The organism is Gordonia sp. NPDC127522 (assembly GCF_042672305.1).
GTDB classification, from domain to species: Bacteria; Actinomycetota; Actinomycetes; order Mycobacteriales; family Mycobacteriaceae; genus Gordonia; species Gordonia hongkongensis.
This window is the reverse complement of the sequence record NZ_JBHXVK010000018.1, coordinates 16,958-32,747: the sequence shown is the minus strand read 5'-3', so window position 1 is coordinate 32,747 and position 15,790 is coordinate 16,958. Positions and strand designations below refer to the sequence as shown.

17 protein-coding genes are annotated in these 15,790 nt (G+C 67.7%); 8 read left to right on the top strand and 9 right to left on the bottom strand.

Annotated features, from left to right (window positions below; translation table 11 throughout):
- Both ACFVHY_RS20640 and ACFVHY_RS20635 read left to right on the top strand, forming a co-directional pair.
- On the top strand, positions 1-939 hold the full coding sequence (locus ACFVHY_RS20640; RefSeq protein ID WP_390275165.1) for a MetQ/NlpA family ABC transporter substrate-binding protein: 939 nt from the start codon (positions 1-3) through the stop codon (positions 937-939).
- An 83-nt stretch (positions 940-1,022) separates the two neighbouring features.
- Positions 1,023-2,360 (top strand): YibE/F family protein, encoded by a 1,338-nt coding sequence (locus tag ACFVHY_RS20635; protein WP_390275164.1) that lies wholly within the window; start codon positions 1,023-1,025, stop codon positions 2,358-2,360.
- A 15-nt stretch (positions 2,361-2,375) separates the two neighbouring features.
- On the opposite strand, the gene ACFVHY_RS20630 is transcribed toward ACFVHY_RS20635, so the two are convergent.
- Positions 2,376-3,221 carry a hypothetical protein gene (locus tag ACFVHY_RS20630; protein ID WP_171011574.1) on the bottom strand — a complete coding sequence of 282 codons (846 nt, stop codon included), beginning with the start codon at positions 3,219-3,221 and terminating at the stop codon, positions 2,376-2,378.
- A gap of 344 nt (positions 3,222-3,565) precedes the next feature.
- Between ACFVHY_RS20630 and ACFVHY_RS20625 the strand changes: the two genes are divergently transcribed.
- Complete coding sequence (locus ACFVHY_RS20625) at positions 3,566-4,804, top strand: TerD family protein (protein WP_390275163.1); 1,239 nt, start codon at positions 3,566-3,568, stop codon at positions 4,802-4,804.
- Between the two features lie 19 nt (positions 4,805-4,823).
- Here the strand turns inward: ACFVHY_RS20625 and ACFVHY_RS20620 are convergent, their stop codons facing one another.
- The 4 genes from ACFVHY_RS20620 to ACFVHY_RS20605 form a co-directional block, all read right to left on the bottom strand.
- The gene (locus tag ACFVHY_RS20620) at positions 4,824-6,074 is read right to left on the bottom strand and encodes an SfnB family sulfur acquisition oxidoreductase (RefSeq protein ID WP_390275162.1); all 1,251 of its coding nucleotides are present in this window, start codon (positions 6,072-6,074) and stop codon (positions 4,824-4,826) included.
- Positions 6,071-7,198 (bottom strand): dimethylsulfone monooxygenase SfnG, encoded by a 1,128-nt coding sequence (sfnG, locus tag ACFVHY_RS20615; protein WP_058250796.1) that lies wholly within the window; start codon positions 7,196-7,198, stop codon positions 6,071-6,073. Before sfnG ends, ACFVHY_RS20620 begins: the two co-directional genes overlap by 4 nt.
- 67 nt (positions 7,199-7,265) lie before the next feature.
- On the bottom strand, positions 7,266-8,444 hold the full coding sequence (locus ACFVHY_RS20610; RefSeq protein WP_058250898.1) for an LLM class flavin-dependent oxidoreductase: 1,179 nt from the start codon (positions 8,442-8,444) through the stop codon (positions 7,266-7,268).
- 199 nt (positions 8,445-8,643) lie between these two features.
- On the bottom strand, positions 8,644-9,084 hold the full coding sequence (locus tag ACFVHY_RS20605; RefSeq protein ID WP_065632001.1) for a rhodanese-like domain-containing protein: 441 nt from the start codon (positions 9,082-9,084) through the stop codon (positions 8,644-8,646).
- Between the two features lie 92 nt (positions 9,085-9,176).
- On the opposite strand from ACFVHY_RS20605, the gene ACFVHY_RS20600 reads away from it, so the two are divergent.
- Positions 9,177-9,671 (top strand): Lrp/AsnC family transcriptional regulator, encoded by a 495-nt coding sequence (locus tag ACFVHY_RS20600; RefSeq protein WP_205333106.1) that lies wholly within the window; start codon positions 9,177-9,179, stop codon positions 9,669-9,671.
- Between the two features lie 34 nt (positions 9,672-9,705).
- On the opposite strand, the gene ACFVHY_RS20595 is transcribed toward ACFVHY_RS20600, so the two are convergent.
- Positions 9,706-10,368: a TetR family transcriptional regulator gene (locus ACFVHY_RS20595; RefSeq protein WP_058250799.1), complete on the bottom strand. Its 663-nt coding sequence runs from the start codon at positions 10,366-10,368 to the stop codon at positions 9,706-9,708.
- 161 nt (positions 10,369-10,529) lie between these two features.
- Here ACFVHY_RS20595 and ACFVHY_RS20590 point away from each other — a divergent pair, with 161 nt between their 5' ends.
- The 4 genes from ACFVHY_RS20590 (at position 10,530) to ACFVHY_RS20575 (ending at position 14,110) form a co-directional block, all read left to right on the top strand.
- Complete coding sequence (locus tag ACFVHY_RS20590; protein WP_390275161.1) at positions 10,530-11,645, top strand: ferredoxin reductase; 1,116 nt, start codon at positions 10,530-10,532, stop codon at positions 11,643-11,645.
- Between the two features lie 69 nt (positions 11,646-11,714).
- Complete coding sequence (locus ACFVHY_RS20585) at positions 11,715-12,929, top strand: fatty acid desaturase family protein (RefSeq protein ID WP_390275160.1); 1,215 nt, start codon at positions 11,715-11,717, stop codon at positions 12,927-12,929.
- A 90-nt stretch (positions 12,930-13,019) separates the two neighbouring features.
- Positions 13,020-13,511 carry a hypothetical protein gene (locus ACFVHY_RS20580; RefSeq protein WP_065631996.1) on the top strand — a complete coding sequence of 164 codons (492 nt, stop codon included), beginning with the start codon at positions 13,020-13,022 and terminating at the stop codon, positions 13,509-13,511.
- Between the two features lie 101 nt (positions 13,512-13,612).
- On the top strand, positions 13,613-14,110 hold the full coding sequence (locus tag ACFVHY_RS20575) for a DUF4395 domain-containing protein (RefSeq protein WP_065631995.1): 498 nt from the start codon (positions 13,613-13,615) through the stop codon (positions 14,108-14,110).
- 11 nt (positions 14,111-14,121) lie between these two features.
- Here the strand turns inward: ACFVHY_RS20575 and ACFVHY_RS20570 are convergent, their stop codons facing one another.
- From ACFVHY_RS20570 to ACFVHY_RS20560, 3 genes are read right to left on the bottom strand one after another with little or no spacing between them, the layout of a single operon-like run.
- Positions 14,122-14,298, bottom strand: coding sequence for a hypothetical protein (locus tag ACFVHY_RS20570; RefSeq protein WP_171011688.1), 177 nt, complete (start codon positions 14,296-14,298; stop codon positions 14,122-14,124).
- A gap of 30 nt (positions 14,299-14,328) precedes the next feature.
- Positions 14,329-15,276 carry a Ppx/GppA phosphatase family protein gene (locus ACFVHY_RS20565; protein ID WP_159370423.1) on the bottom strand — a complete coding sequence of 316 codons (948 nt, stop codon included), beginning with the start codon at positions 15,274-15,276 and terminating at the stop codon, positions 14,329-14,331.
- Entirely contained in the window at positions 15,273-15,761 is a 489-nt protein-coding gene (locus ACFVHY_RS20560) for a DUF501 domain-containing protein (RefSeq protein WP_390275159.1), read from the bottom strand. The genes ACFVHY_RS20565 and ACFVHY_RS20560 overlap by 4 nt, the downstream gene beginning before the upstream one ends.
- Positions 15,762-15,790: the final 29 nt, after the last annotated feature.

Here is a 15,790-nt window from a genome sequence, read left to right as displayed (position 1 = left end):
ATGACACAGGACACCGGTTCCACCACCGGCACCGCATCGGATTCCGGCGAGACTCCCTCTCCGCCGGGCGGTTCCGGTATCGAGATCTCGACACGTCGCCGTTGGCCGCTGATCGTCGGCGCGCTCGTCGTGGTCGCCGTGATCGCCACCGTCGTCGGCTGGCGCTTCCTCGGGTCCGACTCGACGTCGCCCAACGAGACCGCCGGCGCGACACTGACCGTCGTCACCGCCGAGGGCAACGCGTCCGAGCAGGCACTCGTGGAGTTCATCGCCGACGAGGTCGCACCCCGGTATGACATCAAGGTCGCATTCAAGGGCCTGTCCGACTCCACGACGCTGAACCGCGCGGTCAGCGACGGGGAGGTCGCGGGCACCGTCTATCAGCACAAGCTGTGGCTGTCGCAGGTCCTCGAGGCGAACCCGGACTTCCAGGAGGAAGCCGCGACGCCGGTGTTCCGCTGGGGATTCGGCATCTGGTCGGACAAGTACCGCGACGTCGCCGACCTGCCGCAGAACGCCCGCGTCTCGCTCTACTCCGATCCCGCGAACGAGGCCCAGGGACTCTGGCTGCTCGAACGCGCCGGACTCCTCACGCTGAAACCGGGCGTGGACAAGTGGAAGGCGACCCAGAAGGACATCGCCACGAATCCGCGGAACCTGCAGTTCGTCCTGCTCGACTTCGCCGCCCAGTCGCGCTCGCTCGCCGACCTCGACGCCACCGTGGGCTACACCGAGTACTACCTCGCCGCGAACATCGACATCGCCAAGCAGATCTACGCTCCGCCCGCTCCCGACGAGTTCGCCGGGCAGCTGACCATCGGAACGCAGTGGAAGGACACCGAGAACATCAAGAACCTGGTCGCCGCGTTCAAAGACCCTGCCGTGCAGGAATTCCTGCGGACCGATCCGCGGGTCAAGGGCATCCTGCTGCCCCTGTGACCAGCGTCTGCACTGCTGCACACCCCATCACCGCTCCCGGGTCGCCCATCGCGACCCGGGTGCGGTGCGCATAGGCTCACCGCGTGAGCCGCACACATCACGGGCACGGTCATGCGCACTCGCTGTCCGACATCAGCCACACGCTGTCGCCGATCGCCCGGTGGTTCGTCATCGGCACGCTCGCGGTGACCGCGGTCGCGGTCGCGGTCGGCATGGTCGTCCTGTGGCCGTCGGATTCCGAACACCCGATCCCCACCCAGTTCCGGTCCGCCGACGGCGGGCCGATCACCACGGTCGACGGCGAGATCGTGGACCAGTTCCATGCGAACTGTCTCAACTCGGTGGCGGGGTCGGTGCTCGAGACCGCGGACATACCGGTGAATCCGGTCCCGGGTGGGCCGTGCATCCTCAACGCGGTCCGGTTCTCCTCCGGCGACGTGGCCGGCCAGTACACCGTGCTGGAGATCCCGACCAACCGGGCGCAGGCCGGGTCCGGGCCCGACACCGTGGCGCCCGCCGCCGGCACGCTCGACGACCCCCAGGCCGGCCAGCCGACGTTGAACGTCGGTGACGACATCCGGCTCGCGACCGTTCCCGGCCCCGACGGCAGCAACCGGTACAGCTTCTTCGACTTCCAGCGCGGACCGGCGATCATCTTCTGGGCCGTGCTGTTCATCGCCGCGATCGTGCTGGTGGCGGCGTGGCGCGGGTTCCGCTCGATCATCGGGCTGGCGATCGCCTTCGGGATACTCACCGTGTTCACGCTGCCGGCCATCCTCGACGGGTCGTCCCCTGTCGCCGTGGCGGTCGTGTCGTCGGCGGTGATCCTGTTCGTGGTCCTCTACCTCGCGCACGGTGTCAGTCTCCGGACCAGTTCGGCTCTGCTCGGGACGCTGACCTCCCTCCTGCTCGCCGGATTCCTGAGCTGGCTCGCCATCCGGACCATGAACCTCACGGGGCTCTCGGGCGATCAGACCACCAATCTGCAGGTGTATCAGGGCAACATCTCGGTCAGCGGTCTCCTGCTCGCCGGGTTCATCATCGGCACCCTCGGTGTTCTGAACGACGTCACGATCACCCAGGCCTCGGCGGCCTTCGAGCTGGCCGCGGCCGGCGAACCGTCACGGCTCGCGACCTTCCGCGCCGCGATGCGCGTGGGCCGCGACCACATCGCGAGCACGGTGTACACCCTTGTCTTCGCCTACGCGGGCAGCGCGCTGCCGCTGATGCTGTTGTTCTCGGTGGCCCAGCAGCCGTTGGGCGGACTGCTCACCACCGACGTCGTCGCGGTGGAGTTGGCCCGCTCGTTCGTCGGCGGAATCGCGATCGCGCTGTCGGTTCCGCTCACGACGGCGATCGCCGCCGCGCTCACGACCCCGGCGGGCGCGGGACGTACACCGGCCGCGCACGCCGCGGCCTGAGCTCGCGCCGCGCGGTCAGCACCGGCCCTTCGGGAGGTCGGCCAGGTTCTTGCCGAGCCAATTGCCGAGGCGGGTCAGCATCTTGGTGCCGTCGGTGAACGATCCACTTCGCGGGATCGCCGCCATCGACACCGCGACCTGGCCGCTGGTCGTGGTGATGATGCCCAGTTGCCGCACCAGATGCGCCGACGACTTCGACGTCGCCGGACCCCAGCCACCCTTGACCGCGGTCACCGCTCCCTGACTGCGCCCCACCTTCGCGATACCCCACTGCTGGTTCGGGGCGACGGCGCTCATCAGCCGGATGAGGTGTTCGCTGTCGGGCAGACACGGCAGGTGAGCGCCGAAGATCGCCTGGTCGCGCAGCGCCCAGGCGGTGTGACCGGGGTACGACGGCGGGTTGTCGACCTCGGAGGACACGTGCGTCCGGACGTCGTGGCCCTCACGGAGAACCGCACTGACAGCGTCGACGGACGCGTGCCCGCCGCCGAGCACCCCCCACAATTCGCCGGCTGCATCGTTGTCGGAGAACGTGATCGCCTTGTCCTCCATCGCGGCGACCGCTGGACCGCGCTCGCGCTGCGCGGCGAGCGACACCGGGACCTTCATCGTCGACCATGCACGTCCCGATTTGAGCGACCCGAGTGAGATGACCTCGTCCCCGCCGACGGGCACGATCGCGATCCCGAGCTGGCCGGGCAAGGACTTCCGCATCGACTTCGTCAGTGCGGCATAGCTCTTCGCGAGCTTTTTGTCGAGCGGTTCCGGGGGCTTGAACCACGTGGCGAAGGGCTCCGGCAGCGGCGGCAGCACGGGGAGCGGTATCGCCGTCGCCGAGCCCGCGCCGATCACCATCGACATCGCCACCGCGCAGAACACCACGCCGATCCTGGTCACAACTTTCACATCTGTCTCCTGAGTCACTTCAGACACATGAGACTAGGACGGTTACGCCTCAGGGACCAGGCTGTATACCCAATCGGAACCTTGCTGGGACCGGGGTCACACCCACCTCAGCAACCTGGCGCTGAAAACCACCCTCCACGAAAGAGCCAACGTCGTATTGTCGTCGCCCCCTCTCGGCCGGGTGGTCTTCAGACGCGGGTCGCCGCCTCACATGACTACGCTGTGCGTATTCGGCCCGCTCGCTTCGCTCCCAGCGCCGATACGGATTCGGCCCGACTGAAATGAGGAAAAGCCCGGAGATGTCTGCTCTGACCAAAGGCCAGAACGGCCCGTTGCCGACCCCCGATGTCATCGTCTCGGTGGACCTCGCGACCGCCGCCGACCTGTCGGCCCTGCTGGTCACCGACCGGGGGGTGGTGCGTACCGACGACGACTTCGTCTTCTACAACCAGCCGACCGGGCCCGGCGTCCGGCTGGAACAGGCCGCCGCAGGTTCTGCGCGACTGCACATCTCGACCGCTCGAGTACCTGCCGACATCGACGCGGTCCGCGCGGTCATCACGCTCGACGACGCGTCGTCGACCTTCGGCCGTTTCGCACCGCCGGTCGCTCACGTCACCGACGAAGCGGGCCGGCCGCTGTACGACTTCACCGTCACCGGCCTCACCAGCGAGTCGGTGGTCATCGCCCTCGAGGTGTACCGACGCAACAGCGAGTGGAAGGTACGTGCCGTCGGTCAGGGATACGCGGGCGGTTTCGCCGACCTGGTCCGCGACCACGGGGTGAGCGTCGACGACGAGCCGGAACCGACCACCGCCCCGCCCGCGCCGATCAGCTACTCGCGGCCGTCGGCGCCCACTCCCCCGGCACCCGCGCCCCCGGCGGCGCCGCCGCCCACTCCCGCGCCCCCTGCACCCGCACCGCCCGCTCCCGCGCCCCCGGCGCAGCCCGCTGAGGTCAGCCTGCGCAAGGGTGCACCGGTCAGCCTGGCGAAGGGCCAGAAGGTCACCCTCCGCAAAGAGGGCGGCGTGGCGCTCACCGACATCCGGATGGGGCTCGGGTGGGACCCGGTGCGCGGCGGGTTCGGACGCGGGGGCTCGATCGACCTCGACGCCTCGGTGCTGATGTTCTCCGGCGGCAAGTGCGTCGAGACCGTCTTCTACGGTCATCTCAACAGCAAGAACCGCTCGATCCTGCACTCCGGCGACAACCTCACCGGCGAAGGAGAGGGTGACGACGAGGTCATCCGCGTTGCGCTGCAGAAGGTTCCGCCTCACGTCGATGCGCTGTTGTTCATCGTCACGTCCTACCGGGGCCACACGTTCGAGAAGATCGAGAACGCGTATTGCCGGCTCGTCGACGAGACGACCTCCGCCGAGCTGGCCCGCTACACCCTCAAGGGCGGGATGCCGTTCACCGCGGTCGCGATGGCGGTCATCGCCCGCGACGGCGGCGAGTGGAAACTGCGCGCGATCGGTGACGGTTTCAACGCGAAGACCCCGAAAAAGGCCGTGCCGCTCGTCGGCCGCTACCTCTGACGCCGGACGCCCCCAGGGGTCAGATCACGCCGTGCAGGGGCGGCTCCTCGCCGCGCAGAACCCAGCGCCCGATGTGCTGGTACTTCCATCGCACGGGGTCGTGCAGCGTGTGCGTCCGGGCGTCGCGCCAGAAGCGATCCAGACCCCCGCCACCGGCGGCACTGCGGGTGCCGCTCACCTCGAACAGAGCCGACGCCACCGAGGGGGCCACCCGGTCGGCCACCACCTTCGCCGTCGCAACGGCGATCGAGGCCTCCGCGACCAACTCGCGCGAGGGCGATTCCGGGGTATCTCCCACTGCCGCGTCGACTCTTCGACCGGCCGCGGCGAGGGTCGCCTCGGCGGTCGCGACCTCGACCTCCAACTCGCCGAAGCGCTGCACGACCAGCGGATCATCCACTGCTCGTTCGACATTCGCCTCGAACCACGGTCGCGACTTCGTACGCACGAACTCCGACGCCGCGCGCAGCGCACCGCGGGCGATACCGACGTCGATCGCCACATGGAGCAGCTGGGCGAAGGCGCCGTAACCGGTGGGCGCAGATGTTGCCGGTGCGCGCGCCACCAGATCCGCGAGACCCACGCCGACCCCGCTGAACCGGACGGTCCCAGAGCCGGTCGTGCGCTGTCCCACCGCATCCCAGTCGTCGACGATCTTCACGCCGTCGGCATCGGCCGGGACGAAAGCCACGTACTCCCCGGGCGCGACGTCGCCGACGGCGACGTCCAATCGCGCGAGGACGGCGAGGGTGTCCGCGAACAACGAACCGGTGCAATAGAACTTCTCACCGTCGAGGACGAATAGCGTCGATGCTCGATCGGCCACCGGACTCAACCGTGTCGAGATGTCGGCGATGGTCTTGCCGCCCCGCTCGGACTGCGCGTTGGCCACCCGTCCGCCGACGAGGACGTCGGCGAAGATGCGCTCCTGCAACACTTCTCCCGCGGACAGGCGGACGAGGTTGAGGTAGACGAAGTGGCTGTGCGGAATCTGCGCGATGCTCGCGTCCGCGGCGGCCAGGATGGACACCACCTCGGCGAGCGCACTGGGACGCAGGTCGAGACCGCCGAACCGAGCCGGGACGGTGAGTGCCAGCAGCCCCGACTGCGACAGACGGTCGATCTCGGCATGGGGCAACCGACGTTCGCGGTCGCGCTCGGCCGCCCCGACCGCGAATTCGGCGGCCAGTTCGCGCGCGATCGACAGCGCCTCGGCCTCGGACCCGATCCGCACGGCGGACCGCACCCGCGCCTGGCTCACTGCGGTCACGCCACTCCCGCAGGCGTCGGGGCGGTGTCGCTCTGGGCGCCCTCGATCTCGCGGACCAGAGGCAGCACCTTCTCACCGAAGTACTCGATCTCCTCCTGGAAGTGCAGGAAGCCGCCGAGGATCAGGTCGACGCCCAGACGCTTGTAGGCGACGATGCGTTCGGCCACCTGCTCCGGGGTGCCGATCAGCTGGGTCCGGAAGCCGTCGTTGTACTGGACGAGGTCCTCGAACGACGAGTCGGCCCACATGCCCTTCTTGTCGCCCGTCGAGTTCCCGGCCTGCTGGACGGCGTCCCGGAAGCCCTCCACCGCAGGGCGATTCGCCTTCTCGACGATCTCGCGCAGAGTGTCGCGGGCCTCTTTCTCGGTGTCCCGCGCGATGATGAAGCCGTTGAGCCCGAACTTCACCTCGCGCTCGTGGGCACGTGCGACGGCGCGGAGGTCGTCGAGCTGCTCGGTCACGCCGTCGAAGTCCTTGCCGTTGGAGAAGTACCAGTCCGCGTAGCGTCCGCCGTTGTTGCGGGCGGCCGAGGAGTTTCCGCCCTGGAACAGCTCGGGGTTCGGACGCTCGACGGTGTTGAGCGGCTTGGGCTTCAGCGTGAAGTCGTGGATGCGGTAGAAGTCGCCGCGGTAGTCGACCTCGTCCTCGGTCCAGATCTTGCGGATCACCTCGAGGAATTCTCCGCTGCGCCGGTACCGCTCGTCGTGCTCGAGCCACGGCTCGCCGAGGTGGGTGAACTCGTCCTTGAACCAGCCGCTGACGACGTTGATCGCGAAGCGACCCTTGGACAGATGGTCGGCGGTGGCGCCGAGCTTGGCCAGGACGGCCGGATGCCAGAGCCCCGGGTGCACCGCCGCGATCACCTTCAGCCGCTGCGTGGCGAGCAGGAGTGCGAGGCTGAAACTGGTGGATTCGTGCTGGTATTCGGCTCCGTAGCTCGCCTCGTACCGCACCTGCGACAGCGCGTACTCGAAACCGTTGTTCTCGGCGGTCTGCGCGAGTTTGACGTTGTAGTCGTAGTCCCAGCCGGTGCGTTGCTCGATGGTGCTGGTGACCAGGCCACCGCTGACGTTGGGCACCCAGTAGGCGAACTTGATCTGGTCCGCGATGGACTCGGTGGACATGGCTACCTCCGCGAGGTGTCGGTTACATGGCGAGAAGGGACGTGGTGAAGGTGAAAAGTGTTGTCGATCAGGATGATGCGGCCTGCAGGCGCGGCAGGAACGCGGTGCGCACGGCTTCGGACGGGCCGGCCGACGCCGGGTCGAGCAGTCCGAGCCGGGCGAGAGCGGGCCGGACCCCGTCTCCGAAGTGGTACGCCTCTTCGAGATGCGGATAGCCCGACAGGATGAAGTGGTCGAGTCCGAGCGCGGCGTACTCGGCGATGAGTGCGGCCACTTCGTCGTAGGAGCCGACCAGCGCCGTACCCGCACCACCACGGACGAGCCCGACCCCGGCCCACACGCCGGGGTGGATCTCCAGCGAGTGCGGATCGTTGTGGTCGGCGAAACCGGCTCCACGACCGTGGAGTTCGGACATACGTCGCTGGCCCTCGGACTCCGAGCGCGCCAGGTTCTGCTGGGCGGTCGCGACCTGGGCCGGATCGAGCGCACCGAGCAGACGGGCCGCCTCGGCCCAGGCCTGCTCCGACGTCTCGCGGGCGATCACGTGAAAACGGATGCCGTGCGAGAGTTCCCGGCCCTGCGCGGCCGCGAGACCGTTGACCCACGCGATCTTCTCAGCCACCGCGTCCGGACGCTCGCCCCAGGTGAGGTAGGTGTCGGCGTGCTTGGCGGCGACGTCACCGGCGGCCGGCGACGATCCGCCGAAGAAGATCTCCGGCGTCGGATCGGGACGACGTCCGAGCTGCGCACCCTCGACGCGCAGGTACTTCCCCACCACGTCGACGGGTTCTTCCTCGGTCCAGAGCCGCCGGATGATCTCCAGGTACTCGTCGCAACGCTCGTACCGCGCGTTCTTCGCCAGGAAGTCGCCGAAGGCACGCTGTTCACTCGACTCGCCGCCGGTGACGACGTTGACCAGAAGGCGGCCCTGCGAATGCCACTGGAACGTGGCGGCCATCTGGGCGGCCAGCGTCGGCGAGATGAGCCCGGGGCGGAACGCCACCAGGAATTTGAGGCTCTCGGTGGCGTCGATCAGAGCGGCGGTGGTCAGCCAGGCGTCCTCGCACCAGAGACCTGCCGGGGTCAGGACGGCTTCGAAGCCGTTGGCCTCGGCGGCGCCGGCGAGCTGTTTGAGGTACCGCAGATCGGCCGGCCGGTCCCCTGTCATCTGGCTGCCGTGTCCGCCCGCGATCAGATTGCGCGAGTCGCCGTAGGTGGGCAGGAACCAGTGGAAATGCAGAGACACCGCGAGGGCACCTTTCGGTCGGGTCGGCACGTGACGAGCACGACACCGCCTCGACTCCCGCCTCGAGGCGAGTGGGCCGGCGCGGTGCCTCGGCCCAGTGTCGGGCACCATCGCGTCGACGGACCACAGTTGAAATCGCCCTGAGGGCAAATCGACAACCGCAGGGCCCGGCCGCTAGGCGTCGGCGGGTACGACTGTTTCAGCAGTCGCAGACCACCGAGTCCAGTGGCACGGTGAGCGGGTCTTTGGACCGGATGATCCGGCTGTGATCATTCTCGACGGGGTAGCCCTCGCGCGCCCAGTATTCGTAACCGCCGATCATCTCCTTGACCCGGTAACCCAGCTTGGCGAACTCCAGCGCGGCCCGCGTCGAACCATTGCATCCGGGCCCCCAGCAGTACGTCACAACCGGTGTGCTCGTTGCTATCTCGTCGACGGCGCGTGCGGCGATCTGTGACGTCGGCATGTGCACGGCTCCGACGATGCGCCCCTGCGCCCACGCCGCCTCACCTCGTGAGTCGATCAAGACGAAGTTCACACCGCGTTCCTGATCGGCGTGCACGTCGGACGCATCGGTCTCGAAGCCGAGCTTGCGAGCGAAGTGGGATATCAAGAGGTCTGATGACGGCGAATCTGGCATGCCTCGACGCTATTCACGTCCGTTCGCCAACGGAAGGTCGACTTCCCGGCACCTTGTCGGAGTCGCCGGTACTTTCATGGCATTCTTGCTCGATGGCGAAGAATCTCACTTTCGAGTCCGACAGGGTCGACACGGCAATCCTGACGTCGCTTCAAGCGAACGGACGGCAGAGCATTGCAGAACTGGCCCGGCAGATCACGATGAGTCACAGCGCCACAGCCGAGCGCGTGCGCCGCCTCGAAGAATCCGGGGTGATCAGCGGTTACAGCGCCAGCGTCGACCCCGAGCGGCTCGGGTTCGCGATCCTGGCCTTCCTACGGCTGCGATATCCCAGCAGCAGGTACGAGCCGTTGCACACCCTGCTCGCAGGGCTACCCGAAGTCATCGAGGCGCATCACGTCACCGGCGACGACTGTTTCATCATGAAGGTCGTCGCCACCGACATGAAGCACCTGGAACGGGTCAGCGGCATGGTCGGAACCCTCGGCAGCGTCACCACCAATGTGGTCTACTCCTCCCCGCTGCCACCTCGCCCGCTACTCCCGCCCAGCGGGTCGGGACTCACCGAGAGCGCCGACAAGCTGTAGGTCGGCAACTACCAGGGCGTCCGATCCCCGCCGCTCAATCGGTCGACGGGCGCCATTGACCCATACCGAGGAAGACCATCACGAGTTGTCGCTCGGTGCGCTCGACGATCTCCTGCTCGGCGGAACGTCCGCGATACTCACCGTCGAGCAGATCGGCCACCGCGGTGAGCATGATGATGACGATCAGCTCCGCTGCCAGTTCGAGGTCGTCGGACTGCCACCGTGCCAGGTCCGGGATCCGGGCGAGATCGATCGCGAGTTCCTTGGAGAACAACCGGAGTTCGGTGTCGATCGCGCGACGGATCTCGGCGATGCCGCCCCGCTGCTCGCGCACCAGGAACCGGAATTGCGACTCGTTCTCGCGGACGTGCCGCAGCAGGATGGCCAGCGAGTTCTGTGCGGTGGGCAAGGCGTCACGCGCCGCCAGGTCGCGTCGTCCCTCACGCAGCGCCCGTCGCAGGACGCGCATCGAGTCCTCTACGACGGTGACCCCGAGATCCTCCATCGATGCGAAGTGGCGATAGAAGGCGGTCGGCACGATCCCGGCGCCACGGGCGACCTCACGGAGGCTGATGCTGCCGAAACTGCGCTCGCCGACCAGTGACCGCGTGGTGTCCAGCAACGCCTGTCGCGTCTGGTTCTTGCGGTCCGCACGGGTTTGCGCATCGCGCCGGCTCGGCTCTCGCGTGCGTGTCACGCACCCGAGTCTATGCGTCGGGTCGGCCGACGCGACGCAGAGGCACAGGCGGTGTCGTGACGGCAGTCACATCGGCCAACACTTGACGATCGACTGTCGCGCTGTGTCACACTTGCCGGTGTACACATGTACACCGAAACAGACCGAACGGAGCCCAGCCCATGAGCATCCGCACACCCCAGGACCAGACCCGCGCCGGCACCGGCGCCGAGCCCGGCCGGTGGAGCCGTCTGGTCGGTTCGATCGTGGAGGCAGCGCTGTCGCCGCATCCGGTCGACCGCTACCTCGAGTTGCTCGATCCGATGATCACCTGGCGCGATCTGCGCGGCGAGATCACCCGTGTCGAGCGTCCCACGGCGCGCACCGTCCGCCTCACCATTCGTCCGACCCGTCAGTGGCGAGGCCACGAGGCCGGCCAGTTCGTGCAGCTCAAGGTCGTCATCGACGGCGTTCGGCACACCCGCTGCTTCTCGCCGGCCAACGCCGCCGCGGGCCCGGACGGCGAGATCGAGCTGACCATCACCGCACACGACGACGGTTTCGTGTCCACCCACCTTCGTGAGCACGCCCGCGCCGGGGACGTCGTCGGGCTGTCCGCCGCCGACGGCGAGTTCGTGCTTCCCGACACCGACGCGACGTCGGCGGTCTTCCTCAGCGGCGGCAGCGGGATTACACCTGTACTCTCAATGGCGCGAACACTCGTCGCCCGACGGTACGCGGGACCGATCACGTTCGTGCACTATGCGCGCACCCCGGCCGACGTCGCCTACCGCGACGAGCTGCGTGAGCTCGCGGACAGCCATCCCCGGTTCGACCTGCGCGTGTACCACACGCGCGACGACGGACACTTCAGCGCCGACCACCTCGAGGGAATCCCGGGGTTGTCCGACGCCGACGTGTTCGTCTGCGGCCCCGCCGCCCTCATGGACGAGGTCGCACGGGTCCATGCCGAACTCGCCATCAGCCAGCCGTTGCACAGCGAGGCCTTCGCGCCGGTCATCCCCGCCGTCGACCCCGACTCCGTCGAGGGCGAGGTCACGTTCTCCTCGTCGGGGACGTCGGCGACCAACGACGGCCGTCCGATCCTGGACCAGGCCGAAACGGCCGGGCTCACGCCCGAATCCGGGTGCCGGATGGGGATCTGCTTCTCCTGCGTCGCGACGAAGAAGTCGGGGTGCACCCGCAACGTCCTGACCGGCGAGATCGACGACGAGTCCGACACCCGGATCCAGCTGTGCATCAGCGCGCCGGTCGGCTCGGTCGACATCGACATCTGATGTCCACGAGCTGATCCCCCAGATCCACCCTTCCCAGCCACATCTCCTCTCCGAGAAGGAGGCAATGCCATGACCATCGACATCAGCCGTGACATCGAGACCACCATCGACGACAACCTGCCCGCGCTGCACCGCGTCGGCGCCGACCAGAAGGTCGCGGACGATCCCAACACCGTCGTCATGTCCTACGAGCAGGTCGAGGCGCTCGGGCGGGACCTCGACGCCCTGCGGGCCCGGATCGTCGCTGACCTGGGTCAGAAGGACCGCGACTACCTCTACTCGGTGATCCGTGCCCAGCGCGGCTTCGAGATCGGCGGACGCGCGCTCATGTACCTCGGGTTCTTCCCGCCCGCGTGGATCGCCGCGGTAGGCGCCCTCTCGGTGTCGAAGATCCTCGACAACATGGAGATCGGCCACAACGTCATGCACGGTCAGTACGACTGGATGCGCGAGGACACCTACAACTCCCGCGAGTTCGAGTGGGACACCGTCTGTCCGGCCGATCAGTGGAAGCACAGCCACAACTACCTGCACCACACCTTCACCAACATCCTGGGTGAGGACCGCGACATCGGTTACGGCATCCTGCGAATGGACCGCGACCAGAAGTGGAACCCCTACTACCTGGGCAACCTCGGCTACGCGACCGCACTCATGCTGCTCTTCGAGTGGGGCGTCATGCTGCACGACCTCGAAGCCGAGAACGTCATCGCCGGCAAGCGCAAGTGGAGTGACATCAAGGGCCTGGTGAAAGGCATGTGGCGCAAGGCCGGTCGTCAGGTCCTCAAGGACTACGTCGTCTTCCCCGCGCTCACGGGCCCGCTCTTCGTCCCGACCCTCATCGGTAACGCGACCGCCAACCTGGTGCGCAACGTGTGGACCTACTCGATCATCTTCTGCGGCCACTTCCCCAGCGGTGCACAGACATTCACGTCCGAGGAATGCCAGAACGAGACGCGGGGCCAGTGGTACCTGCGGCAGATGCTAGGTTCGGCCAACATCACCGGCAGCCCGTTGTTCCATGTGATGAGCGGCAACCTCTCGCACCAGATCGAGCACCACCTCTTCCCCGACATCCCGGCCAGTCGCTACCCCGAGATGTCCGCGGAGGTCCGGGAGATCTGCGAACGCTACGGACTGCCGTACAACACCGGCTCGCTGAGCCACCAGCTCGCGTCGACCTGGAAGAAGATCGCGAAGCTGTCGTTGCCCAACTGGATGACGCGCGACGACAACGATCTCACCGTCATCGTCGAGCGCGAGAAGCCCGCCTCGGTCGCCTGACGCCGGTTTGATCGGTGTGCCTCGGGGGTAGGCTCTGGGCACACCGATCAGGCTCCAGCCGCAACCAACTGCAGGGGGATTCCCGAAGCGATGGTCGACAGCATCGAACGCAACAAGGATCTGTTCCAGGAATTGATCGAGTCCACGGCCACCCACGTCGGCCGGATAGCGACCATCATCACCGGAGCCGTCGCGGGCGTGACCCGCGAGATCGGTGAGATCGTGACCGACGGGTTCGAGATGCGCGAGGCCGCCCGCAAGGCCAAAGCCGACGCCCACCCGCGATACGACGCGAGCGGCATCATCGACGCCGAGTTCGCGGACGCATCGTCCGAGGTGGACACCTCGGCCCCGTACGCCGAATCCGAACAGGCCAGAGAGGTGACCGGAGTGGACATGGACGAACTGCCAGACCGCATCGACGTCGGTGAGCAGACCGGTATCGACCAAGAGGGCGAGGTCTCCCGCGAGGCGGAACTCGCCTCCGACGGCGGCGAGACCGACAAGGACGAACCGGACGTCGACGACCCGCGGGACATCGCCGCGTCCGAGCCGCGAATGGACCCGACCGCAGGGTCCTGACCGGCACCGATCGATTCACCCTGGGCGCAATCGTTGCCCGATGGGGCCGTCGCACGTACCTTGGTCGGCGATTGTCCCCGCTCTCCGGAGGTTGTTGCCCGATGTCGGTGCGCTCTGTCCTCACGTTCCCGAACCCGGTCAACGACTACGCCGCGCGCAGTACCGCCGGGTTGGTCGTCGTCCTCGCGATCATCGCGGTGTCGGTGAACACGCCCGTGCTCTACGGCATCCTCGCCCTGGGATTCGCGCTGCGTGTGGCATCGGGACCGACCCTGTCGCCTTTCGGGCAACTCTCGGTGCGCTTCCTCGTGCCGAAGATCATCCGCAAGGAGAAGCTGGTCCCGGGGCCGCCCAAGCGGTTCGCCCAGACCATCGGCCTCGTCGTCAGCGGGACCGCCTTCGTGCTCAGCCTGCTCGGCTACGGGCTCGCCGCCCAACTCGCCACGGGCGTGCTGATCGCCGCCGCTACGCTCGAGGCCGTCTTCGGCTTCTGCCTGGGCTGCACGATCTTCGGATTCCTGCAGCGCCGCGGTGTCATCCCCGAGTCGGTCTGCGAGGCGTGCAACAACATCTCGCTGCGCGATCCGGCTGCCGTCTGATCCGACGCCGCTCAGCCGTCGGACTTCACCGAACGGTCGGGAACGGTCATGGCCATCATCATGATCTCGGTCTCGCTGTAGTCGCGGCCGGGATGTTCGGCGGCGAGGTGGGCCTGGACCGACGGCACGAAGTCGGCTTCGAGGGCCGTGATGGACTCACCGCAGGGGCAACGCAGGTTGTAGGCCATGCGACGCATGGTAACTGGATCGAGCATTGCTCAGTCGAGTATTCCCAACGCGATCCCGTCGAGGATGTCGTGTTCGCTCACGACTAGTTCGTCGATACCGGCACTTTCCGACAGCACTCTCGCGAGCTCGAGGGTGATCAGTGATCCGCCGCCGATGACGTCGACGCGCCCGGGGTGCATCGGTCCGAGCGCCGCGCGGTCGGCGCGTGTCATACCGATCAGGTTCCGGCAGACCCGGTCGAGTTCGGGCAGCGAGATCGTCGACAGATGGATCGCGTCCGAGTCGTACTCGGGGAGGCCGGCACCGAGCGCGGCGAGCGTCGTCATCGTGCCGGCGACGCCCACCCAGGTGCGAGCGGACTGAACCGGCACCGCGGCGAACGCCTCGGCGAGACGTGCGCGTGCGAATTCGGTCGCCGCGGCCAGCTCCGCCGGCGTGGGCGGGTCGGACGGCAGAGCACGCTCGGTCAGCCGAACACACCCGATGTCGGCCGAGTACGCCGCGGTCACACCGTCCGCATCGCCCAGGACGACTTCTGTCGAACCGCCGCCGAGGTCGGTGACCACGAAAGGCCCATCCGCCGAATCCAATTCGCCGACTGCCCCGCGGAACGACAGCCGCGCCTCCTCGTCGCCGGTGATGACCTCGGCGATCGCGCCTGCGGACACGCACCCGAGCAGATCGGCGGTCATGGCGAAGAACTCGTCGCGATTCGACGCGTCGCGGGTCGCGGAGGTGGCGACCATCCGCACTCTCTCGACGCCGAGCGCTTCCATCGTGTCGACATAGTCGCTGAGGGCGACCCGCGTCCGCTCGATCGATTCCGCGGCGAACATCCCGGTCGCGTCGACGCCGTAACCCAGTCGGACCACACGCATCTCACGATGGAGATCGACGAGTCGCCCGTCCGGGCCCGGCTTCGCCACGAGCAGGCGGATCGAGTTGGTGCCGCAGTCCACGGCTCCGACGACGGTCACCCGTCGGTCCCCGTATCCGACGGCTCGGGCCAGTCCTCCGGAATCGCGCTGCCGCGCAACCCGTTCGCGGCCGCGAGCGCCACCGCCTCGTCACCGAGAGGATTGAGCCCGGGGCCCTTGGCCAGGGAGTGCGCGATCAGGACGTGCAGGCACTTCACCCGGTCCGGCATACCGCCACCGGTGAAATCGGTGCCGAGGGGTTCGATCGCGTCGCGTTCGGCGAGATAGTCCTCGTGCGCACGGCGGTACGCCGCGGCGAGTTCGGCGTCGTCGTGCAGGCGCGCGGTCATGCCCTTCATGACACCGGCCGACTCCTGGCGGCTCGCCTCGGCGGTCAGACGCGGATCGGTCAGGTAGTACAACGTCGGGAACGGTGTGCCGTCGGGCAGCCGGGGCGCGGTCTTGACGACCGCGGGCTTCCCGTCAGGTGTGCGGTAGCTGATCTCGAGGACCCCGCGCGGTTCGCGTCCGAGCTGGGCGGCCACCGTGGCGAGATCCTCCGCAGAGACACCGT

What these genes read in the sequence shown, in the direction of transcription:
- ACFVHY_RS20570 (WP_171011688.1), bottom strand. Translation starts at nt 14,298, where the DNA reads ATGGCCTACAACCTGCGTTGCCCCTGCGGTGAGTCCATCACGGCCCTC.
- ACFVHY_RS20590 (WP_390275161.1), top strand. Translation starts at nt 10,530, where the DNA reads ATGAGCATCCGCACACCCCAGGACCAGACCCGCGCCGGCACCGGCGCC.
- ACFVHY_RS20580 (WP_065631996.1), top strand. Translation starts at nt 13,020, where the DNA reads ATGGTCGACAGCATCGAACGCAACAAGGATCTGTTCCAGGAATTGATC.
- ACFVHY_RS20605 (WP_065632001.1), bottom strand. Translation starts at nt 9,084, where the DNA reads ATGCCAGATTCGCCGTCATCAGACCTCTTGATATCCCACTTCGCTCGC.
- ACFVHY_RS20585 (WP_390275160.1), top strand. Translation starts at nt 11,715, where the DNA reads ATGACCATCGACATCAGCCGTGACATCGAGACCACCATCGACGACAAC.
- ACFVHY_RS20630 (WP_171011574.1), bottom strand. Translation starts at nt 3,221, where the DNA reads ATGTCGATGGTGATCGGCGCGGGCTCGGCGACGGCGATACCGCTCCCC.
- ACFVHY_RS20625 (WP_390275163.1), top strand. Translation starts at nt 3,566, where the DNA reads ATGTCTGCTCTGACCAAAGGCCAGAACGGCCCGTTGCCGACCCCCGAT.
- ACFVHY_RS20640 (WP_390275165.1), top strand. Translation starts at nt 1, where the DNA reads ATGACACAGGACACCGGTTCCACCACCGGCACCGCATCGGATTCCGGC.
- ACFVHY_RS20575 (WP_065631995.1), top strand. Translation starts at nt 13,613, where the DNA reads ATGTCGGTGCGCTCTGTCCTCACGTTCCCGAACCCGGTCAACGACTAC.
- ACFVHY_RS20600 (WP_205333106.1), top strand. Translation starts at nt 9,177, where the DNA reads ATGGCGAAGAATCTCACTTTCGAGTCCGACAGGGTCGACACGGCAATC.
- sfnG (WP_058250796.1), bottom strand. Translation starts at nt 7,198, where the DNA reads ATGTCCACCGAGTCCATCGCGGACCAGATCAAGTTCGCCTACTGGGTG.